Genomic DNA, 20,924 nt, shown 5'->3' with positions numbered 1-20,924 from the left:
GGCTGTCCTCGCGCCGCTGACGCGGTACCTTCACTTCACTCGTCAGCCTGACGGACCGGCACAGACGGGACTTTCCCTGTCCCGGCTGCACCTTTCGCCAGCATCCATGCTGGCTCTCCTGGCTTCCTCATTCCGTTCAGCGCTGCGAAATGCCAGCCCAGAGCGGCACCAGCCTGCTTGCTAACTTACGTTTACGCTGTTGGAAAGGGCATAGTGATGAAGACGTTCGCGCATTTACTGCCACAAAGGGCACGATGTCTGAGGCCACAGCACCTCTGCTGCTGCAACGGGCTATTCGCAGCGCTGAGGCGGAGACGTTGTGCCAGGAGACAGTCGCAGGGATGCGACTGGCAGTTCGGGTTGGCCTGGATGGCCTTACCCGAACGGTCCGTCCGGCACGACGTTGCAGACGAAGGCACCGCGCAGCGGCGTGAGGACGGCCCGGCAGCAGCAGAGGTGCTGCGGCCCGCACCAACATGCACACCCGCGTATAAAAAAGCCCTCGATTTTAACAAAATAGCCGCCGCAATCGACTAGGACGCCAACTGACAAGAATTACGCCTTAATCCCCTCTTTTATATTTTGAAGGTTTTACCTCAAATATCTCCTCGCTGCTCCAGCACGCATTCGCTAATTTCATCGCTATCCCCCCTACAGGATCAAAGCACATGATAAAAGATGCGTTTTACCGTACCGGACATCCCTCCCCGCTCGTCGGTGTCAGCCCACTTTCCTGGGTTAACGAGGTGCTGCACTATCTCGGCGCGGGTACCAGCGCCGACCATTGCTTAAGCGAGGCCAAGCAGGCAGGCTTTCAGGGTGTGGAACTGAGCCGTATTTTTCCTCGTGAGCCGGGGGCATTGAAGCAGTTACTGGCGCAGCATCAACTGCAACTGATTTCTGGTTGGCACGATGGGTTTCTTACTGAGCGCAGCGTGGAGCAAGAAATGGATGCCGTGCATAACCACGCTTCGTTGCTGCAGGAAAACGGTGCCAAGGTAATGGTCTACGGTGAATGCGGTTGGATGGCGGACAATGCACTGGACATCCCACTTCATGCCCGGCGACTGTTGCCAGACACACAGGTTAAAGCCTATGCCGAGCGCTTGTCAGCCTTCGCCGATGCGCTTTGCAACCAATACGGTTTGCGCCTCGCTTATCACCATCACCTGATGATGGTGGCAGAAACGCTGCCGGAAATTCGCGCATTGCTCAGCGCCTGCTCCCCTTCTGTGGGTCTGCTGCTGGATACCGGCCATGCCACCGCGGCGGGTTTCTCCTACACGCAACTCATTGAAGAATTTGCCGATCGTATCTGCCACATTCATCTTAAAGACGTGCGACTGGATCGCTTGCAGCAGGTTCGCGCATCGGGCATGACCTTCAACGAAGCGGTGCTCTCTGGCATGTTCACCGTGCCCGGTGATGGCGGTATCGATTTTCGGCCACTGGCGGAGTTTATTGCTCGCAGTGGTTATCAAGGATGGATGGTAGTAGAAGCCGAACAAGACCCGGTTAAAGCCCCACCTCTTGAAACCGTCACCCGCGCGCAACGTTATGTTGCACAACGCATTTTATCTGCAAACGCTTAAGGAGCATCACATGGCTGGAAAAACGCTCAATGTTGGCCTGATCGGTTCAGGCTTTATGGGTCAAGCACATGCTGATGCATGGCGTCGTGCAGGCTTGCTCTATCGCAACTTGCCGCTGCAACCCGTACTCCATACGCTGGCAGATGTCACCCCAGCACTTGCCGAAGAAGCCGCACGTCGCTACGGTTTTCAACACAGCACGGCGGACTGGCAATCCTTGGTCAATCATCCTGACATTGATATCGTTGATATCACCACGCCAAACAGTATGCATTTCGATATGGCGCTGGCGGCCATCCGCGCGGGTAAGCACGTGTACTGTGAGAAACCCCTGACAGTTTCGTTGCAGGAAGCACAAATCCTCACCCAAGAAGCTGAGCGCGCGGGTGTCAAAACCATTATGGCGTTCAATAACATCAAGACACCGGCAGCGCAGTTGGCAAAACAATTAATTGAACGCGGAGATATCGGCACACTCACCCGCTTCCGAGGCTGGTTCGATCAGGGCTTCTTCAACGATCCTGATCTGCCATGGAGTTGGCGTTGTTCGCGCGAACAAGCGGGGTCCGGTTCACTCGGCGATCTCGGTTCACACGTGGTCAGCGTGGCGCAATATCTCATGGGCCCCATCAAAAGCGTGGTCGGGCAAGAGCAATTGTTTATCGATACGCGTCCCGCAGCGGGCGGCGGCTCAGGCTATGGCGCACAGGCTGACAAAGAGGCGACGCGGCTGAAAGTCGAAAATGACGATCAGTTCCAGGCATTAGTCACGTTTGAGAACCGTGCAGGCGGCGTGATTGAATCATCCCGTATCTCTGCGGGTAAAGTGTTCGGCATTGCGTGGGAAGTATCGGGCACGGAAGGCACCATTATGATGGACGGAGAACGCTTTAATGAGCTGAAAATTGCACGTTACGGCGATGCAAAGCACGATCGCGGTTTCAAAACCCTCTATGCCGGTTCTCAGGTTGAACAGTTTGGCGGCTTCTTCGGCTTTGATTTCGCGGGCGGCGGCCTGGGCTATTTCGACGTTAAAGTGATCGAAATCTATGACCTGATCAAAGGCCTCAGCAGCGAAGCCGGATGCTTCCCGGACTTCCGCTTTGGCTTGGAAAATCAGCAAATTATTGAGGCGATGGTGCAATCCTCTGCGCGTGGTGAACGTGTTGAGATCGCCAGCCTGCGTGCTTAACTAAAAAACGTACGCAGCGCATCGGCCAGCGCCTGTGGTTGCTCATCAGGAATAAAGTGACCGCAGTGCGCTATTTTTATGCCAGAAACATCGGCTGCAAACTCCCGCAGTGGAATCGCCATATCCGGGATCGATCCCTGATCGGCACTGACGGCCAACAATGGCACCGATAACTTGCCCTTTTCGCGTAACAATTCGCGATTCTGCGCGGCTGAGAGGCTCACTTCCCGATAGGCTGCCATGCCAGCCCTGAGTGCCCCGTTCTGTCGTAGTAAACGGGTATATTCCGCCATATCTTCATCACCAAACACCATCGGACTGGCCGCTTTGCGCTTCAGGAACCACTCAAGGTAAATCTCCTCGCGTCCTTCAATTAAAGCCTCTGGCAGATCTGGCAACAGATGAAATGCAAAATGCCAAGTTTTCCAGGCTTTATCCGGCGTCGCGGAGAGCGCATCAGGCAAAGTCACTCCGGGTATACCGGCATCAAGCAGCGCCAACTTAATCACCTGTTCGTGATACAACGTGGTAAAGGGCCAGGCAACCCATGACCCCACATCATGCGCAGCCAGATAATACCGGCTAATCTGCAACGCTTGCAGTAAGCCTTGCACCCGGCGGGCCAGTGAAAGGGTATCGTATCCAGCGTAAGGTTTATCAGAGTCCCCTTGGCCAGGCAGATCCGGTGCGACAATAAAATAGTGTTCGGCCAGCCTTGCCATGACATGGCGCCAGGCAAACCAGCTTTGCGGGAACCCCGCCAAAAGCACTAACGTTTCTCCTTGCTGATTACCGCCACTGACATAATGCAGTCTCACCCCGTCAACCGTGGCATAACCATGGAAAAATCCACTCAAGCCAGTCACTTCTTGTGACCAGCGCGTGGTCTGCTTCAATTCAGATACGTTCAAGTTAGTTCTCCGTAATATTAAGGAAACGATCGCTTCCCTAATAGGCAAAAAAATTTAATCCAGTAGTTTGAATGCGGCGGCCATTAAGTCATTCTGCGATGCGAACACTCCCATTCAGTTGCTGGTCCAGCTCTGACAAAGAGGGTGTTTGTGGCATGCAAACCATTTAGGAAACGACTAATTCCTAAATACTACAAGACGGGAATACGAGAATGCAATGGGAAGTGGGAAGAATCCCTGCAATGAGGAATTCCTCCTGATGCTTTTCAGTTTAAGCGCGAGGCAATTTGCTTAAAACGTGCTGCGATACTGAATAAAGTCTGTCTTGGTCGCCACCTGGTCGTACAGCGCGCGGGCACGGTAATTATTCTCACGCGTCATCCAGTAAACCTTGGAGCAGTTCATCTCAATGGCAGCAGCGTTGACGGCAGCAATCAGCGCGCGGCCGGTGCCATGCTTTCGCCCCTCGGGCCGTACAAACAGATCCTGCAAGTAGCAATAATCTCCCGTAGTCCAGGTACTGCGATGGCAAAGAAAATGCACCAAACCCGTCAAAGCCCCCTGCTCTTCAGCCACCAGGCAATACATGGGTTCATTTTCAGCCAACAATCTGCGGAAAGTGGTATTCGTCACCTCTTCAGTGACTTCGCTGATATAAAAATCGAGATAACCCAACCACAGGGCTTTCCATTGCACATAATCGTTTTCATTGAGCTGACGGATGGTGAAGTCCATTCTTCGATCTCCATTGTTGGCGGGTGATGTTAAACATTAAATGGGCCGGCGGGTCTTGTGGATCGGACACTCGCTGCAAAAACGTTAATCCGGCTTTTTCTAGCACGCGGCGCGAAGCAATATGGTCTTCTCTGACAACGCCGACAATTTCACTGAGTGATAACTCTTCAAAGCCAAAACGGAGCGCTCGTATAGCCAGTTCCGTTGCGAAGCCTTTGCCCCATGCATCGGGAGCAAAACGGTAACCAAGATTATTGGTTCGACGTCCGTTAAATTCGCTGACAAAGACGCCGCCAAAGCCGATAACCGTTTCAGGTGCGGTTTTCTCGAAAATGACCCAGTCATCGAAACCATGAATGGCCCGATCTTTAAGTCGTCTCAGCAACACTTCCCGTGCATGATCAATATCCGGGTAAGGACCGCGAGGATTAAATTGATGGGTGGTCGGGTCACCATAAATACGAAATAGTGCCGCTAAATCTTTACGCTCAATATGCCGATAAAGCAGTCTTTCTGATTCCCAGTGCATAACACTTCCTTGCTGTTTTCACAGGCTATTTCTCAAAATAGGCTTTTAACATAGCACCCTGTGCCCACTATGAGTGTTAAGAAACTTTGCTATGATGTCAGCTCTCTTCTTTTGTACATGAATTTAATCATGCGAACTACGGACTCGTTGCGACTTCTTCTGCTGGCGGCTATTTGGGGTGCCAGTTTTCTGTTTATGCGTATTGCCGTTCCTGCTCTCGGTGCAGTCAATACCGCGTTTCTGCGTGTCTTGTGCGGTGCCTTCGGCCTGTTAGTGGTGATGGCGGTGATGCGAATCCCCCGTCGAGTTGACGGCAAACTGAGCTCGGCGATGCTGCTGGGAGTCATCAATTCAGGATTACCTTTTCTGATGTATTGCCTTGCTGCACGGGTACTACCCGCCGGCTACTCCGCCATCCTTAACGCCACCACACCGTTGATGGGCGTGATCATCGGCGCCGCCTTCTTTAATGAAAAGCTGACCTTCAGCAAAGTGTTGGGAATGGTAGTGGGTTTCATCGGCATTATTTTGATCAGCACCACGGGCGAAGTCGTGCTGTCGCAAGCGTTGGTGTTGGGGATTGTCGCCTGTCTGGTGGCAACCACCTGCTACGGTTTTGCCGGGTTCCTGGCAAAGCGCTGGATCGGCGCTCGCGGTGGTTTGGATGCCACCAAAGTCGCGTTTGGTAGCCAGCTCGGTGCCTCGCTTTTCCTGCTGCCATTTTTCGCCTTTACCGCCCCGCAAACGCCTGCTGCGAACTGGCAGATCCCGGAAGTCTGGGGCTGCATTCTCGCGATCGGCTTTATCTGTACCGCCTTGGCCTACATTATCTACTTCCGCCTACTGGCGGATATCGGCCCGCTGCGCACCTTGACCGTGACCTTTCTGATCCCTCCGTTTGGTATTTTTTGGGGATGGCTGGTACTCGGTGAGCAGATCAATCAGGGCTTCATTAGCGCATCCGTATTGATTGTGTTCTCCATCTGGCTGGTGAACAGCAATGGCCTGGAAAACTGGCGTAAAGTCCGCTCCTAATCACTTTTTACTGGCGGGTTTAAGTGAACGGTTAAGATCCTGGATACGCTTCATGGTCTTAACCGTCCGCGATGAAGTGGCAGACGCCACAGAAAGAATCAACATCTCCAGACAGACCAGTACCGTGCCATGAAGCGGCATACGACCATTTTCACCGCCGCGCGGCACATTGATGATCACATCCGCCTCTTTAGCGAACGCAGAATCAAGCGCATTGGTTAACAAAATCACAGGCATACCAAGGCGTTTGGCTTCTTTTAGGGTCGTCAGGCCTTCACGATGGGCTGATTTCTGCGCCATCATGATTAACACATCCCCACGCTGCAAGGTGATGAGCTGTTCAGCCAATGCAATCCCAGAACGATTGAGTGTCACTGCTGGAATACCAATGCGTGTGAATAACCGAGCGCTGTAGTCGGCCAGTATGCCTGATGCATTGATGCCAAAAAGCGCTACCTGGCGTGCCTCAATTAACATGGCTACGGCTCTCGCTACCGCCTGACGGTTATGCGGTTCTGAAAGTGCATCACAGGCGCGTTTATGGCCGCCCAGCACAAAATCAATACCGGAATTAATATCGCAAGAGAGTTCGCTCACCGTTGCGCTCATCTTCTCTTCAGAGTTCATCGCCGGTCCAAACCACGCACCAACGTCGTTTTCAAATCACGTAGTCCGGCAAATCCCAATGCCTGTACTGTTCGCACGACGGTGGCGTCCGAGGTCTGCGTCGCATCGGCTATTTCCATTGCGGTTGCATCTAATATTGCCTCACGATTATCGTGGATATATCGCGCGACCGACTGAAGGCTGGATGATAATGATGGCGCACGCGCACGGTAACGCTCACCTAATACATCAACCCGATTTTTAATTTTATTTACCGCCATCTGCTTTCCTGCTGTTGTCTGATGACTGCCCTTGGTGACCATTATCAAGTCACCATGTAGTGAATTTTTGGCATAAAAACGGCCAAGTCCGGTTTAAGACCATCACGACACTTGCGAACGAATCCCATAGAGAGATTAATTCAAGTAACTGATTTTTAATTTAAATTATAAGAATTAAACAGAATATCAAACCTTAACATTAACGCAAATCTTGCTGTAGTATCCACGCTATTATTTCGATTTACTACTACATTTTTTCATGTTTGAATGATTCTCAATAACGTTAAGGGAGTCGATTTTACGCGATATGTTGCGCAAATATCGCAGAGCTAAATAACGCCTTAATGTTTGAAAAAATTTAACTTATTACTTCGTTTCATGGACGAAAATTAATCCCGCACCAACACCAGGTTTAATTTAAATGAATAACAACAAGCCGTTCACTTTTAAAACACAACGTCATCCGGCGATTATTGCCGCGATTTACGGCGTTACCGTATTGAGTGCAGCCAGCAGCATGGCGGCAGAGAGCGGTAGCACGTTGACCGTCTCCGCGCAGGAAAACAGTACGCAAGGGTATAATGCCACCAGCAGCTCTGTTGCTAGCAAAACCCCGACGCCGCGCCTCAATGAAGCACAATCCATCAGCGTCGTGACACAACAGCAACTTGAAGATTATCAGGCCTCAAGCCTTGCCGATGCGATGCGATTTGTCAGTGGCGTGAGTGAAGGAAATACGCTGGCGGGCACGGAGGATGGCTTTGTACGCCGTGGGTTTGGCAGCAATTCCGATGGCTCAGTTTATCGTGACGGCGTGCGCAGCAGTCAGGGGTTAAATTTTGACGCGACCACTGAACGCGTTGAAGTGCTGAAGGGTTCAGCATCTTTACTCTATGGCATCCAAAATCCGGGTGGCGTCATTAATGTGGTAAGCAAAAAGCCACAGTATGACTGGCACACCAAAGTGAGCGGGCGTTCATCAAGTGAAGGTGGCGGTGCGGGAACGGTCGATGTCACTGGCCCTTTAGGCAACGGCTTTGCCTTTCGCTTAATTGCCGAAAAGCAGAACCAAGATTACTGGCGCAACTTCGGCAGCGATAAACACACGCTGATTGCGCCTTCGCTGCAATGGTATGGTGAAAAAGCCAGCTTCCTGATCAGCTACGAAGATTATCAGTATGATATTCCTTACGATCGCGGAACCGCGTTTATCAATGGTAAGCCGCTGGATATCGGTTATAAAGACCGCCTCGATGATAAAGCCAATCACGCTTGGGGTCACAACAAGACCTTCAATGCGCATTACGACTGGCAATTCAATGATGACTGGAGCACCCGCGTCACTTTTGGTTGGAATCAACGCCAGTACGACAACAATGAAGTGCGCGTCACCGCCGTCAATCCGACGACGGGCGTAGTGACTCGCCGGGCCGACGCCAACCGCGGCTTCAACCACAAAACCAAATATGTTTCATGGGATCTTCTGGGATCACAACAGCTGCTTGGCATGACTCACAACATCGTGTTGGGCACTGACTACGAGATGAACCAGACTTACCGTGCGCATCAATTTCAAGGAAAATCCAATACCGGATTTAACTTTACCGCTCCGCAATACGATATTTTGTCACCTGTCACCAACAGCACCACGGAAAATACCGCTAACGCCAACAATCTCAACCGTATTCATAGCCGCTCAGTGTATGCCAAAGACAGTATTTCACTGACGGAAGATTGGATTGCCGTGTTAGGCGGGCGTTATCAGCATTACGAACAGCGTGCTTCCAAAGGCTTCGATCCTGTTGTGGAAACGCTCAACAGCGAAGGGGATAAGTTTTTACCTCAGGCCGGTTTGATCTACAAATTAACGCCTGATGTGTCGCTGTACACCAGTTTTAGCAAATCCTTCACGCCTTCTACCGATGTCGACGATGATGGCAATGTCGGCAAACCGGAACAGGGCACCACGTGGGAAGTCGGTAGCAAATGGCAGATCTCACCAAAACTGTTTGCTAGCGTAGCCCTGTATCGTATTGATGAGCGTGACATGTCACTGAGCATTAACGGCACGACACGCGCGATCAATAAAGCACGCTCCAGCGGTGCAGAATTTGAATTGAATGGCGAGGTGTTACCAGGATGGGACCTGAGCGCCAACTACAGTTACGATAAAGCGGAGATCGTCGACGATGGCGTGAATTCTGCGAACAATGGCAACCGCCTGCAAAACGCGCCACGCCACTCTGGGGCACTCTATCTGAGCCATAATCTCTCTATTCGTGGGGTCCCAGGTGACTTCCGCGTCGGTGGCGGTGCTCGCTATATCGGTACTCGCGCCGGCGATCCAGAGAACAGCTTTACCCTGCCAGACTACGTAGTGGCAGACAGTTTTATTGCCTGGAACAATCAGCTGTTTGGCGAGAAAACCCAATTGAAACTGAACATGAACAATCTGTTCAACAAACACTATTACACTTCCAGCGGCGGCAATCTGCGCGTGCGTGAAGGCGAAACCCGTAATCTGATGCTCGAGGCCAGCGTTGAGTTCTGATTCTGTTGTTAAAGCAGGCGCGCGTCGCGCCCCTTCTCTACTCGGTCCGATGCTGTTTGTCTTGGCCTGCTTTTTACTGGTGTTAAGCAGCGCGGCATTGGCAAAAACCGTTACTGATATAGACGGCAATCAGGTAGAGATACCCGATCATCCTCAACGCATTGTATTAGGCGAGAGCCGAATGCTGTATACCCTCGCCCTGCTCGAGCCGGGCGATCCGTTTCAGCACATTGTGGCGTGGCCACAGGATCTCAAAAAGTACGACAGCCAAACGTGGAATAGCTTCGCACGCCAATTCCCGCAGATGCTGAAGATCCCCTCACTCGGACCTGGTGGCCCGAACGCCATTAACCCTGAGCAAATCTTGGCACTCAAACCCGATGTGGTTATCTTGCCCAGCCTGGCGCGCTACGACGATGCAGATTTGCGGTTAGTCAGCATGTTAAAAGCCGCTCATATCCCGGTTGTGAAGATCGATCTACGCGTCCATCTCCTGAAAAATACCCGTCGTAGCGTGGAGATCTTTGGTGAAGTATTGGATCAGCAGGCACGGGCACAGGCGTTCAATCGTTTCTATGATGCGCACATGCAGGTGATTCGTGAACGTCTCAACACCTATCACGGCAAAAAGCCCTCGGTACTGCTGCAACTGCACTTAGGCCGACGTAATGAATGCTGTGTCACCGCAGTCAATGGTAGCCTGGGTGAATTGCTGAATGCGGCGGGTGGCGACAACATCGCCCGTCAAACTCAGCATGGGGTGTTCGGGCGTTTGAGTGAAGAGCAAGTCATTGCAGCCCAGCCGGATTTCTATTTTGCTACGGGTTTTGGCAATAACGATGCCCAAGGGTTACTCAAGCTGGGGCCAGAAGTGGCGCTAAACGCGGTGCAAAGTAGCTTTAAGCAGTTGACCGCGCAGCAAAATGGATTGCGTGAACTCACCGCACTGCATAATGGACACTCCGCGGTGATTTGGATGAATTTTTATCTCAGCCCTTGGCATATTGCCGCAACCGAATTTATGGCAAAAACTCTTTATCCGCAGTTGTTTACAGACATTGAGCCCGAAAAAACGTTGAAACAGATCTTCCACGATTTTCTGCCGATTCCCTACAGCGGAACCTATTTTGCCCAAATGCCCGCTAAATAATTTATCTTAAACCGGAGCGTAAATGACGCTCCGGTTATTTTATCGCTAAGTGAACGCTGCATAAGCCACTCATAACTTTCGAATTAAATTCACCACAGGTTATTTATGAAGCAATCAGCGCTGCGCTTGTGAATATTTTTTGCACAACTAGAATTATTCCTGCACCACATGAATAACGATGATTTTTCAGCGTCGTTACATTTTTTAAAACTCATGATTAGGACATATTATGGCCGAGCATAGAGGCGGTTCAGGTAATTTTGCTGATGATAAACAAAAAGCATCAGAAGCCGGTAAAAAAGGTGGTCAGAATAGCGGTGGTGGTAATTTCAAAAACGACCGCGAAAAAGCGTCTGAAGCCGGCAAGAAAGGCGGCAAAAGCAGCAATAAAGGCTCTTAACGCCTTTTGAAGAGAATAAGTGCAACAGTAAAACCTTTTAACTGTGTTGCACTTATTCTTATTTTATAACCACCTATGCCTTGTTTTAGCTTGACTCCTCCCCTACCACGTTCATCCTGAGCATTACGCCTCGCTTAAATTAATTTCCTATTTATCCAGTTTAAAAGTGACAAACATCACATCTTTGCCAGGCTTTACTGATTCGCAACGCGTTATATGGAGATATGTATGTCGTCATCAAACCACATTAAATTGGCAAGCCAAGAATATCCTAAACCGCCGTTTAAAAAACAGCACCAACCTATTCCAGGACTCGCCAGTGAAATGGAACCGCGTCCTGATCATGGTGAAACCAGCTATCGCGGTACGGGTCGTCTTATTGGTCGCAAAGCATTAATTACTGGAGGAGATTCCGGCATTGGTCGTGCAGTTGCGATTGCATTTGCACGTGAAGGTGCTGATGTCGCGATTAATTATCTTCCTGATGAAGAACAGGACGCTGTTGAGGTCATTAAATTAATCGAAGCGGAAGGCCGAAAAGCTGTCGCTATCCCCGGTGATATTCGTTCTGAATCTTTTTGCCAACAATTGGTGAAAGAAGCTGCTGGAAAATTAGAGGGTTTAGATTTGTTGGTCAATAACGCAGGCCGCCAGCAATTTAACGAATCCATTCTTACGCTTTCCACCGAAGATTTTGACGCCACCTTTAAGACCAATGTGTATGCCATGTTCTGGATAACCAAAGCGGCCATACCCTATTTGCCAGCAGGTTCATCGATTATCAATACCACTTCGGTCCAGGCTTATGATCCCAGCGCTATTCTGCTGGATTATGCGCAAACCAAAGCCTCAATTGCCGCTTTTACCAAAGCATTGGCTAAGCAGCTGGCGGAGAAGCAGATTCGTGTTAATGCCGTGGCTCCTGGGCCGTACTGGACGCCGTTGCAGGTTTGCGGTGGCCAGCCACAGCAAAAAATTGAACAGTTTGGTGCCACAGCGCCGCTGGGCGTCCGGGACAACCGGCTGAAATTGCACCGCTGTATGTCACCTTCGCCGAATCCACCAACAGCTTTACTTCAGGACAGGTGTGGTGTTCGGATGGCGGTACCGGCACCGTCTAATGGATGAAAAGCAAGGGAGCGACCTTGATGTCGCTCCCTTATCACCTTAGATAGCTTTCACACGGGGCGCGCGAAACACCAGCATAATGCCCAGTAAAATCGCCACCATCCCTATCAGCCCTGACCACGGCAATTCATGTCCTAACAACAGATAGTCCAATACTGCAGTGATCACTGGCACCAGGTAAAACAGGCTGGTGACATTAACAATGCTGCCTGCACTCAACAGCCGATAAAGCAGTAACTGCGCTACTACCGAGATCATCACGCCAAGAAACAGCGCTGAAACCCAAAAGTGAAGCGTAAAGTCGATATGGAATGGCTTCAGTGGCAGTAACAATACGCATAACACCAAGCTAACGGCGTACTGCAAAGGCAGAACCTGCGCCGGATGTTGCGTGACTTTTTTCTGCATGATGGCGCCAAACGTCATGCACAGCAGGGCTGCCAGCGCGAACACGATACCACTCAAAGGAAGCTGCGAAGCCGCCAGACTGCGCCACACCAACAGCACCAATCCTGCCAATGCAATCAACAAGCCCACCAGCCGCATGCCCTGCATGCGCCGTTCGACAACACAGAGCGTGAGAATAGGCTGAATGCCCATAATTGTGGCAATCAATCCTGGTGTGACGCCTTCAGCCATCGCCTGGAAATAGCACACCGAATAAGCGCCAATCAGAATAAGTCCGGTCAATAACACCGTTTTGCGTGTTCCGGTATCCGGCAGCCACCGGCGGCGAAAGATGCCAACTAACAACAGGGCACTCAGTGCAACGCCAAACCGCACAATCAACAGCGCGAGGGGTGACGCATTATCGAGCCCCAGACGGGAGAAAATGGCGGCACTGCCCCAAAGCAATACGAAGCCGGACGTCGCAGCTTGCGACGCCAAGGAAGAACGAGAAGACATAAAATGCTCCTGAAACAAACGTTGTAAGGTATAGCGTGACGATTTTCGGTTCTTAACGAACCACAACGATTGCCGGAGGTGGCGGTGGGCAGCAGATTGCATACAGGCCATGTCCGTATGACGAAAGAGGTGCGATTGAAAGTGTCATTGACGCTGGCCTGTATTGAAGAATAGAAGTTTGAGAAACAAAAAGTTAACAGAACGGGTTGCCATTGTCACCCGTTCAGCCGGGTCGGAAAGACCTCACGCAGCCACTCAATAAACAGCCGTAAACGCTGCGTCAGGTGGCGATTCTGTGGATAAACCACATGGAATGGATAGCGTACCGGTCGCCAGTCGCTAAGAATTTCCACCAATGCGCCAGACTTGAGGTCGGCTGCCGCTGCATAGCGAAACGTCTGGATGATGCCCAATCCCGCCACAGCCGCTACGAGGTGGGCATTACTCTCATTGATGCCAATACGATGTTCGATTTTAATTTCGCGCCTTTCGCCCTTTAGCGTATAGCGAAACGGAAACGCGCGTCCCGTTTGTGAGGATAAATAGCTCACCATGCGATGGCCGTTTTTCAGTTCCTCTGGGTAAGCTGGCACGCCATAGGTTTTCAGATAGCCAGGCGATGCGCAGGTGATCATTTCTGCATCGCCAAGATGACGCGCCACCAAGGAAGAGTCACTCAGCGGGCCACCACGAATCACACAATCAACGTTATCACCGATTAAATCCACCGCGCGGTCTGACACCCCTAGATCAATGCGAATCTCAGGAAAACGCGCAACGAAATCCGGCAGCATCGGAATCAACACATCGCGTGCCGTAGACCCGCCGATATCAACGCGTAAATAACCCCGTGGCGTGCCGCTTTCTGTATTAAACGCACTGTCTATGTCTTCCAAATCACGCACGATGCGCAACGCCTTTTCATAGTAATCGCGCCCTTCTGGCGTCACCGTGACTCGCCGCGTCGTGCGCTGTAGCAAACGAACGCCGAGATGGGCTTCCAGCTCTTGCACTAACTTGCTTAAGGTCGCATTCGGCATATCCAGCGAATCAGCCGCTCGAGTGAAATTTCCCGCCTCCACGACGCGAGCGAATGCCCGAATTGCCATCAACTGATCCATTTCGATTATCCATACACAGAAAAAGTTGTGTCGATTTTACACCATTCTTCTGCAATAACAGTTAGCGCGTTTTTGATGCTTGGGTGAGCGGTTGTTGCAATACGTGGAAGCAGCAGCTGACCGAAACCGCTCTGTTATCGACGCCCCCTTTTAAAATCAGGGAATGACAGACAGGGCAACGTATATCAATTCTTTGTTTATGCCTGGACCGCCGGGATCTCATCAATGTGATGGTAGATACTCAGCCCCAAAGCCTGGCCGACTTGCACATCCTTGTCTGCTCCCGTCGAAGCGCCCGGCATGCGTAAGATGGCATCACAGCGTTGGATAAGCCGATGCGCAACCGGATACAAGAAGGCTTCACTGATTTCATCGCCAATCTGCTGTGAGCCTGCCGCACTGGCCAGCGGTAACGCCAGCCATTCCCCAATCACGGGAATGTGCCCTTTTTGGTATACCTGTAAGGCCATCTTATCGAGCCGCTGCATGTTGCGTTCGATCAGAGCCTGATCGCCCTGGGTACCACTGCGTACCGGACCCGCAATCAGAATCATCATGACTTCTTCTCCTCAAATTGCATGTTTAGCGCCAGGTGTTGTAGCAGCATGATGGTTTTGGCATCCACAATCTCACCGCTGCGGATCGCCGCCAGTGCTTGATGAAGGGGCCATTCCAGCACTTCAATATCTTCACCCTCTTCTTCGAGACCACCACCGGCATGCTGTCGGTCGTCATCGCTATACTCCGCAATAAAGAAAAAGAGTTTTTCCGTCACCGAGCCTGGACTCATGTAGGCTTCCATCACTTTCTCAACGTTGCGAACGGTGTAACCGGTCTCTTCCTGCGCTTCGGCAATGATGCGCGCCTCCGGCGAGGCGTTATCCAGCAAACCCGCAGCGGCCTCAATCAAAAAGCCATCGTGCCCATTGATAAAAATGGGAAAACGAAACTGGCGCGTCAGCACCACCGTTTGTTTACGACGATGATAAAGTAGGATCACCGCGCCATTCCCTCGGTCATACGCTTCGCGGCTTTGTTCTTGCCAACTGCCGTCGGAACGCTGTAATTCGAAGGTGTATTTTTTGAGCGTGTACCAGTTATCAGATAACAACTGCTCACGAATATGACGGACTTTTTGCTGCATGTTTAACCTCCACCTGATGACAAAGCAGACGTTATCATGCATAATCGTGCAAATACAAGCAAAAACACGAACGAGAAAATGATGCTTTCCAGCCAGCGTAAACAACAGATTTTGGCGATCCTTGCCGAAGAAAAACAGGTGATGTCCAGTGAGTTAAGCCAGCGATTTGAGGTCTCTGAGGACTCTATCCGGCGCGATCTTCGTGAGTTGGCTAGCGAGGGATTGCTGCAGCGCGTGCACGGAGGTGCGCTGCCGGTTTCTGCCGCTATTGCGCCTTTTGAAACACGCAAAAACGTGCAAATCAGCTCTAAACGCCTGATCGCGCAAAAAGCGGTACAGCTAATTCAGCCAGGTCAGGTGGTGATCATTGATGGCGGGACCACCACGGCAGAGATGGTGCAGTTGTTACCAAAAACATTGGCCTTTACTGTGGTCACGCACAGCCCAAATATCGCCGTGGCGCTGGTCGATTTTCCGTTGGTTGAGGTGATCATGATTGGTGGCCAGCTTTATCGTCACTCCGTGGTGGCGATAGGCTCGGCGGTGCTCGAAGCGATTGCGCGCATCAATGCCGATCTGTTTTTTATGGGCGTCACGGGCGTGCACAAAACCGCAGGGTTAACTACGGGCAACTATGAAGAGGCCGGTGTGAAGCGTGCGCTGGCAGCCCGTGCGGCGGAGACAGTGGTGATGGTGTCCAGGGAGAAGCTTAATTCGGCATCGGCCTTTGCCATTGGCGATTTATCCCTTGCCAGTACGCTGATTGTGGATGGTGAACCTGACAGCGCCATGCAGCAGTTGTTGCAACAAAAGCAGATTACCCTGCTGTAAATCGCACCACTTTAGGCTACCGTGCTATGAGCATTCACTCATAGTGCTGGAGCCAATGATGAGAGATTTACCGCCTACCGCTACCCTGCGGGCCTTTGAAGTCGCCACACGTCATGCAACCTTTACTGCCGCCTCCGAAGAGTTGCATATCACGCAAAGTGCCGTGAGCCATCAGCTAAAAAATTTGGAGGAAATTTGGGGACTTCAGCTTTTTCAACGCGGTAAAACGCTGACCTTGACCCCTGCAGGTGCTGCACTTGCACCGATTGTGCGCGAATTTTTCCATAAGCTAGAAGCCACGCTGGCCGATCAACGTGAACAGGTCGGCCGTGTGCGATTGCGTGTCAGCACCACTTACTCCTTCGCGCTGAAATGGCTACTTCCACGCCTGCCGAGTTTGGCCGAACAACATCCGGAAATAAAGGTGACGATCGAGAGCACCGACGACGCGATCAACTTCTCTGACAACGATCCTGAAGTAGCGATTCGTTTCGGCTATGGCAACCAACCGGCATTACACTCCGCATTTATGTTTCGCGAACAACTGTTTCCTGTGGCCAGCCCGGCATTACTGCAGCGGCTGGGCACACCCGTCGAACCTGCGGAACTGCTGCGCTATCCCTTATTAACCCGTGATGGAGCTGATTTAGTGCCTAAGTGGGAAATCTGGTTCAAGCAGGCTGGCATCAGTATGAGCGCGTTGCAGGAGAGCGTGCGCTTTGCTGATACCAACATGACAATTGAAGCCGCACTGCTAGGCCAGGGTATTGCGCTGGCACGCAGCGGACACGTTGAAAAAGAGATTAACGACGGAAGTTTAGTGCGCTTATTTAACCTCTCTTTTCCCTCGCCTGCGGCTTACTACTTTGTCTGTCCAAAAGGCGCTGAAACGCAGACACACATTCTTCATTTCCGTGACTGGTTGTTAGAAGAATCACGTCAGGCGCAGCAAAATTATCTCTAAGTATGAGCTTTTACTCATGCTTGCATGTTGAGACTTCGCTTTAACTTTGGCCATGCGCTGCTTAGCATCAGCGCATGCCAAATTCACTGATTTTCCTCACCCTGTTTGCCGCCTTGCTGCATGCCAGTTGGAATGCGCTGCTACGTGGTGGTCATGACCGGTTATGGTCAATGAGCATCATGTGTATCGCCATTGCTGCGGTCAGTGCCGCGGGCGCACTCTTTATTTCACCGCCCAATCGCGCAAGCTGGCCGTTTGCGATTTTGTCTGCGGTACTGCATGTGGGCTATAACCTGTGTTTGGTGCGCAGTTATCAGACAGGCGATTTAGGGCAAATCTATCCCGTTGCTCGCGGGTCATCGCCACTGTTAATTACCCTTGCCGCAGCGCTGTTTGCCGATGAAAAGATCACCGCACATACCCTGCTTGGTGTGGTGTTGGTCTCAGGCGGCATTCTTTTTCTGGCACTGCGGGGGCGAAAAATCGTCACGCCAGGCCTGCCGTATGCACTGGCCACCGGCGGATTTATTGCTGCCTATAGTGTGGTAGATGGGATGGGGGTTCGACTCGCAGGGTCTCCGCTTGCCTATACGGCGTGGATGAGCGCCTTGTGGGGAGTGATGATGCCGGCAGTCTATATCCTACTGCGCGACGCACGCAGCCTATGGCAGCCACGCCCGGGTATGGGGATGGCAGTGCTAGGGGGAGTGGTGTCATTGCTGGCTTATGCCATCATCATTTACGCCATGTCTGGCGCACCACTGGGCGCGGTGTCAGCACTCCGCGAAACCAGCGTACTGTTCGCCGCCTTGATCGGGTATCTGTTTCTTGGAGAAACACTGACGGTGCGCAAAATATCCGCCTGTTCAGTGATCGCGATTGGCACGCTCATCATCGGGTAATAAACCCATGATTGTATAGTGAGATGCACGCTGGCCTCGGTGGCAGCACAGGATAAACAGGGGAAAGATGACGATGTCTGAGTTTCAAAGTATTGCCCTTATCGGGCCAGGCGCGATCGGCACAACCGTTGCCGCCGCCCTGCATGAAGTGAATCGCACGCCACTGCTCTGTGGGCGCACGGCCCACAGCCAATTACTGTTGCGCCATGAGAGCGGGGAAATTGTGGTACCGGGTCCGGTGTTGAGCAATCCTGCAGAGATCACGAAACCTTTTGCGCTGGTATTTGTGGCGGTAAAAACCACGCAAGTTGCTGAAACTGCCCCTTGGCTGGCTAATTTATGCGATGAAAATACAGTGGTCTGCGCCCTGCAAAATGGTGTGGAGCAAGTTGAGCAGCTGTCACCGCTGGTCAATGGCGCAACGGTACTGCCTTCCGTGGTGTGGTTCCCGGCTCAGCGCGAACCCGATGCTTCTGTGTGGCTGCGTGCCAAACCGCGACTGACCTTGCCCGAAGTTACCCCCGCTCAGAAAATTGTTCAGGCGTTGCAGCATTCACGCTGCGCAGTCGAACTGGAAGCGGACTTCCTCTCCATCGCCTGGCGCAAACTGTTGCAAAACGCAGTAGCGGGCTTGATGGTGTTATCCAATCGTCGCGCAGGCATGTTTCAGCGCCAGGATATCACCGTATTAGGGCTGGCTTATCTGCACGAATGCCTGACCGTAGCACGCGCAGAAGGCGCAAAATTGAGTGATAACGTGCCACAAGAAATCATTGATGGCTTCCATCGCGCACCAACGGATTTAGGCACCTCCATTCTTGCCGATCGCCAGGCGAACCGAACCCTGGAATGGGATATCCGCAACGGCGTGGTCCAGCGGCGCGGTAAGGCGCACGGTATCGCGACACCGATCAGTGATGTGGTGGTGCCGCTACTGGCGGCTGGCAGTGAGGGGCCGGGCTGACGGTTTCTTCACTCAGGAGTGACTCATAGAGTCACTCCTCCTTGGCTGCATACAGCCGTAGTTACACCGCTTCACTCATGACAGATTGGAACTGCGCATGCCAAATATCATAGAATTTCCCGCGCTTGTTCATCAGCGAAGTAAAATCGCCGTTCTCAATCACCTTTCCTTCCGACATCACCACGATGCGATCAAAGGCTTTAATGTTACCTAGCCGATGAGTGACGGCGACCACCGTGGTGTTAAGTGCCAGTATATCCATGAATAATTGGTGTTCGGTTTCAGGATCAAGTGATGAAGAAAACTCATCAAATATAAACAGATTGGCATTTCTAAATAGAGCGCGCGCAATCGCCAATTTTTGCCATTGCCCGATTGAGAGTTCATCCCCACCGAACTGTTTACCCAAACCGGTGTTCAAGGCATACGGGAATTTAACTTGTTTAATTAACGCTTCAAGACGTTCAGCATGCGTTTCTGTCTCGTAGTTGCTTAAGGCAATGTTTTCCCCCACCGAGAACTCATATTTCCCATATTCCTGGAACACGGTGGCAATCTGTTGACGATAATGTTCAATATCCAGATTTTCAAGCGCAACCCCTGATACAGATATCGATCCATGTTGAGCCGCATACATGCGTAATAAAAGTTTTATTAACGTGGTTTTCCCACTGCCATTATCCCCCAAAATGGCCACCTTCTCGCCAGCCTGAAGGCTGAGATCTACGCCATTCAGTGCGGGGCTGTTACGACCCGGATATTGAAAGTGCAAGCCTGCTATATGGATTGAAAAGGGATGATGATGCGGTAGCGCCACCTCTCCGTTCACCACCGGTTCAATCTCATCGGTGATAAAAGAATGGTAACTATCGAAAAAGGCGCTGGTGCTTTTAATATTGACCCCGTAGGTCGCGATCTCGTCCAGGTGCGATTTCATCATCACAATCGACTGGAATACCATAACCAGAGCACTCACTGCCAGATGACTGTCTCGCAACGTATTGAGAAACAAGTACACACCGGCGAACAGCATTAACAAACTCAGAATGCTGGCTGGAATCGGCATCAAAAGTGCACGAATGCGCTGCTTGTGCATACGCTCATGCATGCTTTTCGCTGCTCGCGTAAATTTCTCCAGCAGATATTTTCCCAGTCCGTAGAGCCGAATTTCCTGCAGATAGCTTTTGTCCATACTCAGGCCGTAAACGTAGCGCATGACAATAGAATCTTTCGAATTCTTTAGCAGATTCTCCCAGTATTTCCGCTCAATACGCAGATTAACCAGAATTAACGGAATGACCGACAACGCGCATAGGGCTGAACCTATTCCCGAATATTTGACCAGCACCACCAGCAACCCCGCTGCCATCACTAACGCCCTGAAGGTGTAGATCAAACAAATAATAAAATTCAATGGCCGGTAAGCCGCTTCTTTTTTCAGGAATTCCAACTGTTCATAGCGCTCCTTGTTATCAAACAGGCTGAGTGAAAATGAGCTATTCATTCTTTGCATAATACGACCACTAAAATGGCTGGTAGCGATCTCCGTGACATCCCCTTGAAGAAGGTTGACCAAAGGCTGCATTAATTGAATACCCAGCAAAGAAAGACACCATAAACCAATGGTGACCATCAAATTGTTATTACTGGTGGCCGATGTTTGAAGGCCATTGATGATTTCTCCCGTCATGAAAATATTCAGTGCCGGAATTAAACCTTGTAGAACAATGATAGCGATGAGTGCGGAAATACGTATCGGACAGGATAGAAACACATAGCGGATTGCCAAAATCACTGACTGCCTCCCTGATTGCCGTTGATTTGAATGAAGCCCTCACCATGATAGATGATAATGAGATTTATTTGCAGGAAGTGATCGACATTCTCTTTTTCACTCGGTTTGCTCTCAAGGACTCCACTTAGAAAATGGGGTTGACAACTCACTTCTGAAATCCACACAATGTTACGTTATAACATCACAT

Annotated in this window: 18 protein-coding genes and 2 pseudogenes; 11 read left to right on the top strand and 9 right to left on the bottom strand. The window is 51.2% G+C overall.

The features are described 5' to 3' along the window. The first annotated feature begins 668 nt into the window (after window positions 1-668). On the top strand, window positions 669-1,592 hold the full coding sequence (gene iolE / locus HA51_RS23930; protein WP_084937680.1) for a myo-inosose-2 dehydratase: 924 nt from the start codon (window positions 669-671) through the stop codon (window positions 1,590-1,592). Between the two features lie 10 nt (window positions 1,593-1,602). Continuing rightward, complete coding sequence (locus HA51_RS23925) at window positions 1,603-2,784, top strand: Gfo/Idh/MocA family protein (RefSeq protein ID WP_084937678.1); 1,182 nt, start codon at window positions 1,603-1,605, stop codon at window positions 2,782-2,784. Here HA51_RS23925 and HA51_RS23920 read toward each other — a convergent pair. The 3 genes from HA51_RS23920 to HA51_RS23910 form a co-directional block, all read right to left on the bottom strand. Then, complete coding sequence (locus HA51_RS23920; RefSeq protein ID WP_084937675.1) at window positions 2,781-3,695, bottom strand: alpha/beta fold hydrolase; 915 nt, start codon at window positions 3,693-3,695, stop codon at window positions 2,781-2,783. The genes HA51_RS23925 and HA51_RS23920 overlap by 4 nt on opposite strands. 291 nt (window positions 3,696-3,986) lie before the next feature. After that, window positions 3,987-4,430, bottom strand: coding sequence for a GNAT family N-acetyltransferase (locus tag HA51_RS23915; protein WP_084937673.1), 444 nt, complete (start codon window positions 4,428-4,430; stop codon window positions 3,987-3,989). Beyond that, window positions 4,402-4,959: a GNAT family N-acetyltransferase gene (locus tag HA51_RS23910; protein WP_084937670.1), complete on the bottom strand. Its 558-nt coding sequence runs from the start codon at window positions 4,957-4,959 to the stop codon at window positions 4,402-4,404. The genes HA51_RS23915 and HA51_RS23910 overlap by 29 nt, the downstream gene beginning before the upstream one ends. A 129-nt stretch (window positions 4,960-5,088) precedes the next feature. Between HA51_RS23910 and HA51_RS23905 the strand changes: the two genes are divergently transcribed. Beyond that, window positions 5,089-5,994, top strand: a complete 906-nt coding sequence (locus tag HA51_RS23905; RefSeq protein WP_084937668.1) for a DMT family transporter — start codon at window positions 5,089-5,091, stop codon at window positions 5,992-5,994. Here HA51_RS23905 and HA51_RS23900 read toward each other — a convergent pair. Then, window positions 5,995-6,881: pseudogene (locus HA51_RS23900) on the bottom strand (MurR/RpiR family transcriptional regulator). It abuts the gene before it with no gap. Between the two features lie 421 nt (window positions 6,882-7,302). Here HA51_RS23900 and HA51_RS23895 point away from each other — a divergent pair. The 4 genes and pseudogenes from HA51_RS23895 (at window position 7,303) to HA51_RS23880 (ending at window position 12,103) form a co-directional block, all read left to right on the top strand. After that, window positions 7,303-9,432: a TonB-dependent siderophore receptor gene (locus HA51_RS23895; protein WP_084937665.1), complete on the top strand. Its 2,130-nt coding sequence runs from the start codon at window positions 7,303-7,305 to the stop codon at window positions 9,430-9,432. A 49-nt stretch (window positions 9,433-9,481) separates the two neighbouring features. Next, on the top strand, window positions 9,482-10,582 hold the full coding sequence (locus tag HA51_RS23890; protein ID WP_084937662.1) for an ABC transporter substrate-binding protein: 1,101 nt from the start codon (window positions 9,482-9,484) through the stop codon (window positions 10,580-10,582). A gap of 229 nt (window positions 10,583-10,811) precedes the next feature. Continuing rightward, window positions 10,812-10,982: a con-10 family general stress protein gene (locus tag HA51_RS23885; protein WP_084937659.1), complete on the top strand. Its 171-nt coding sequence runs from the start codon at window positions 10,812-10,814 to the stop codon at window positions 10,980-10,982. 228 nt (window positions 10,983-11,210) lie between these two features. Beyond that, window positions 11,211-12,103 (top strand): annotated as a pseudogene (locus HA51_RS23880) (SDR family oxidoreductase). 46 nt (window positions 12,104-12,149) lie between these two features. Here HA51_RS23880 and HA51_RS23875 read toward each other — a convergent pair. The 4 genes from HA51_RS23875 to HA51_RS23860 all read right to left on the bottom strand — a co-directional run bounded on the left by HA51_RS23875 (window position 12,150) and on the right by HA51_RS23860 (window position 15,281). Beyond that, window positions 12,150-13,016, bottom strand: a complete 867-nt coding sequence (locus HA51_RS23875) for a DMT family transporter (RefSeq protein ID WP_084937656.1) — start codon at window positions 13,014-13,016, stop codon at window positions 12,150-12,152. 215 nt (window positions 13,017-13,231) lie between these two features. Continuing rightward, window positions 13,232-14,137: a LysR family transcriptional regulator gene (locus HA51_RS23870; RefSeq protein ID WP_084937654.1), complete on the bottom strand. Its 906-nt coding sequence runs from the start codon at window positions 14,135-14,137 to the stop codon at window positions 13,232-13,234. Between the two features lie 197 nt (window positions 14,138-14,334). Beyond that, on the bottom strand, window positions 14,335-14,694 hold the full coding sequence (locus HA51_RS23865) for an NUDIX hydrolase (RefSeq protein ID WP_084937652.1): 360 nt from the start codon (window positions 14,692-14,694) through the stop codon (window positions 14,335-14,337). Next, the gene (locus tag HA51_RS23860; protein WP_084937650.1) at window positions 14,691-15,281 is read right to left on the bottom strand and encodes an NUDIX domain-containing protein; all 591 of its coding nucleotides are present in this window, start codon (window positions 15,279-15,281) and stop codon (window positions 14,691-14,693) included. Before HA51_RS23860 ends, HA51_RS23865 begins: the two co-directional genes overlap by 4 nt. Before the next feature lie 81 nt (window positions 15,282-15,362). On the opposite strand from HA51_RS23860, the gene HA51_RS23855 reads away from it, so the two are divergent. The 4 genes from HA51_RS23855 (at window position 15,363) to HA51_RS23840 (ending at window position 18,942) form a co-directional block, all read left to right on the top strand. Next, complete coding sequence (locus HA51_RS23855; RefSeq protein WP_084937688.1) at window positions 15,363-16,112, top strand: DeoR/GlpR family DNA-binding transcription regulator; 750 nt, start codon at window positions 15,363-15,365, stop codon at window positions 16,110-16,112. Between the two features lie 58 nt (window positions 16,113-16,170). Further along, complete coding sequence (gene gcvA, locus HA51_RS23850; protein ID WP_084937648.1) at window positions 16,171-17,076, top strand: transcriptional regulator GcvA; 906 nt, start codon at window positions 16,171-16,173, stop codon at window positions 17,074-17,076. Between the two features lie 74 nt (window positions 17,077-17,150). Then, window positions 17,151-17,978 carry a DMT family transporter gene (locus HA51_RS23845; protein WP_084937646.1) on the top strand — a complete coding sequence of 276 codons (828 nt, stop codon included), beginning with the start codon at window positions 17,151-17,153 and terminating at the stop codon, window positions 17,976-17,978. A gap of 73 nt (window positions 17,979-18,051) precedes the next feature. After that, complete coding sequence (locus HA51_RS23840) at window positions 18,052-18,942, top strand: oxidoreductase (protein WP_084937685.1); 891 nt, start codon at window positions 18,052-18,054, stop codon at window positions 18,940-18,942. Window positions 18,943-19,003: 61 nt separating this feature from the next. On the opposite strand, the gene HA51_RS23835 is transcribed toward HA51_RS23840, so the two are convergent. Further along, window positions 19,004-20,737: an ATP-binding cassette domain-containing protein gene (locus tag HA51_RS23835; protein ID WP_084937644.1), complete on the bottom strand. Its 1,734-nt coding sequence runs from the start codon at window positions 20,735-20,737 to the stop codon at window positions 19,004-19,006. Between the last annotated feature and the right edge of the window lie 187 nt (window positions 20,738-20,924).

The sequence above is a fragment of the Pantoea rwandensis genome (assembly GCF_002095475.1).
In the GTDB taxonomy this organism is placed as follows: Bacteria; Pseudomonadota; Gammaproteobacteria; order Enterobacterales; family Enterobacteriaceae; genus Pantoea; species Pantoea rwandensis.
This window is presented reverse-complemented; position numbering and strand designations above follow the sequence as displayed.

Excerpts from the sequence above, each read along its gene's own strand:
- iolE (WP_084937680.1), top strand. The coding sequence starts at position 669 with ATGATAAAAGATGCGTTTTACCGTACCGGACATCCCTCCCCGCTCGTC.
- HA51_RS23915 (WP_084937673.1), bottom strand. The coding sequence starts at position 4,430 with ATGGACTTCACCATCCGTCAGCTCAATGAAAACGATTATGTGCAATGG.
- HA51_RS23925 (WP_084937678.1), top strand. The coding sequence starts at position 1,603 with ATGGCTGGAAAAACGCTCAATGTTGGCCTGATCGGTTCAGGCTTTATG.
- HA51_RS23905 (WP_084937668.1), top strand. The coding sequence starts at position 5,089 with ATGCGAACTACGGACTCGTTGCGACTTCTTCTGCTGGCGGCTATTTGG.
- HA51_RS23845 (WP_084937646.1), top strand. The coding sequence starts at position 17,151 with ATGCCAAATTCACTGATTTTCCTCACCCTGTTTGCCGCCTTGCTGCAT.
- HA51_RS23875 (WP_084937656.1), bottom strand. The coding sequence starts at position 13,016 with ATGTCTTCTCGTTCTTCCTTGGCGTCGCAAGCTGCGACGTCCGGCTTC.
- gcvA (WP_084937648.1), top strand. The coding sequence starts at position 16,171 with ATGAGAGATTTACCGCCTACCGCTACCCTGCGGGCCTTTGAAGTCGCC.
- HA51_RS23910 (WP_084937670.1), bottom strand. The coding sequence starts at position 4,959 with ATGCACTGGGAATCAGAAAGACTGCTTTATCGGCATATTGAGCGTAAA.
- HA51_RS23885 (WP_084937659.1), top strand. The coding sequence starts at position 10,812 with ATGGCCGAGCATAGAGGCGGTTCAGGTAATTTTGCTGATGATAAACAA.
- HA51_RS23840 (WP_084937685.1), top strand. The coding sequence starts at position 18,052 with ATGTCTGAGTTTCAAAGTATTGCCCTTATCGGGCCAGGCGCGATCGGC.
- HA51_RS23890 (WP_084937662.1), top strand. The coding sequence starts at position 9,482 with ATGCTGTTTGTCTTGGCCTGCTTTTTACTGGTGTTAAGCAGCGCGGCA.
- HA51_RS23870 (WP_084937654.1), bottom strand. The coding sequence starts at position 14,137 with ATGGATCAGTTGATGGCAATTCGGGCATTCGCTCGCGTCGTGGAGGCG.
- HA51_RS23865 (WP_084937652.1), bottom strand. The coding sequence starts at position 14,694 with ATGATGATTCTGATTGCGGGTCCGGTACGCAGTGGTACCCAGGGCGAT.
- HA51_RS23895 (WP_084937665.1), top strand. The coding sequence starts at position 7,303 with ATGAATAACAACAAGCCGTTCACTTTTAAAACACAACGTCATCCGGCG.
- HA51_RS23860 (WP_084937650.1), bottom strand. The coding sequence starts at position 15,281 with ATGCAGCAAAAAGTCCGTCATATTCGTGAGCAGTTGTTATCTGATAAC.
- HA51_RS23855 (WP_084937688.1), top strand. The coding sequence starts at position 15,363 with ATGCTTTCCAGCCAGCGTAAACAACAGATTTTGGCGATCCTTGCCGAA.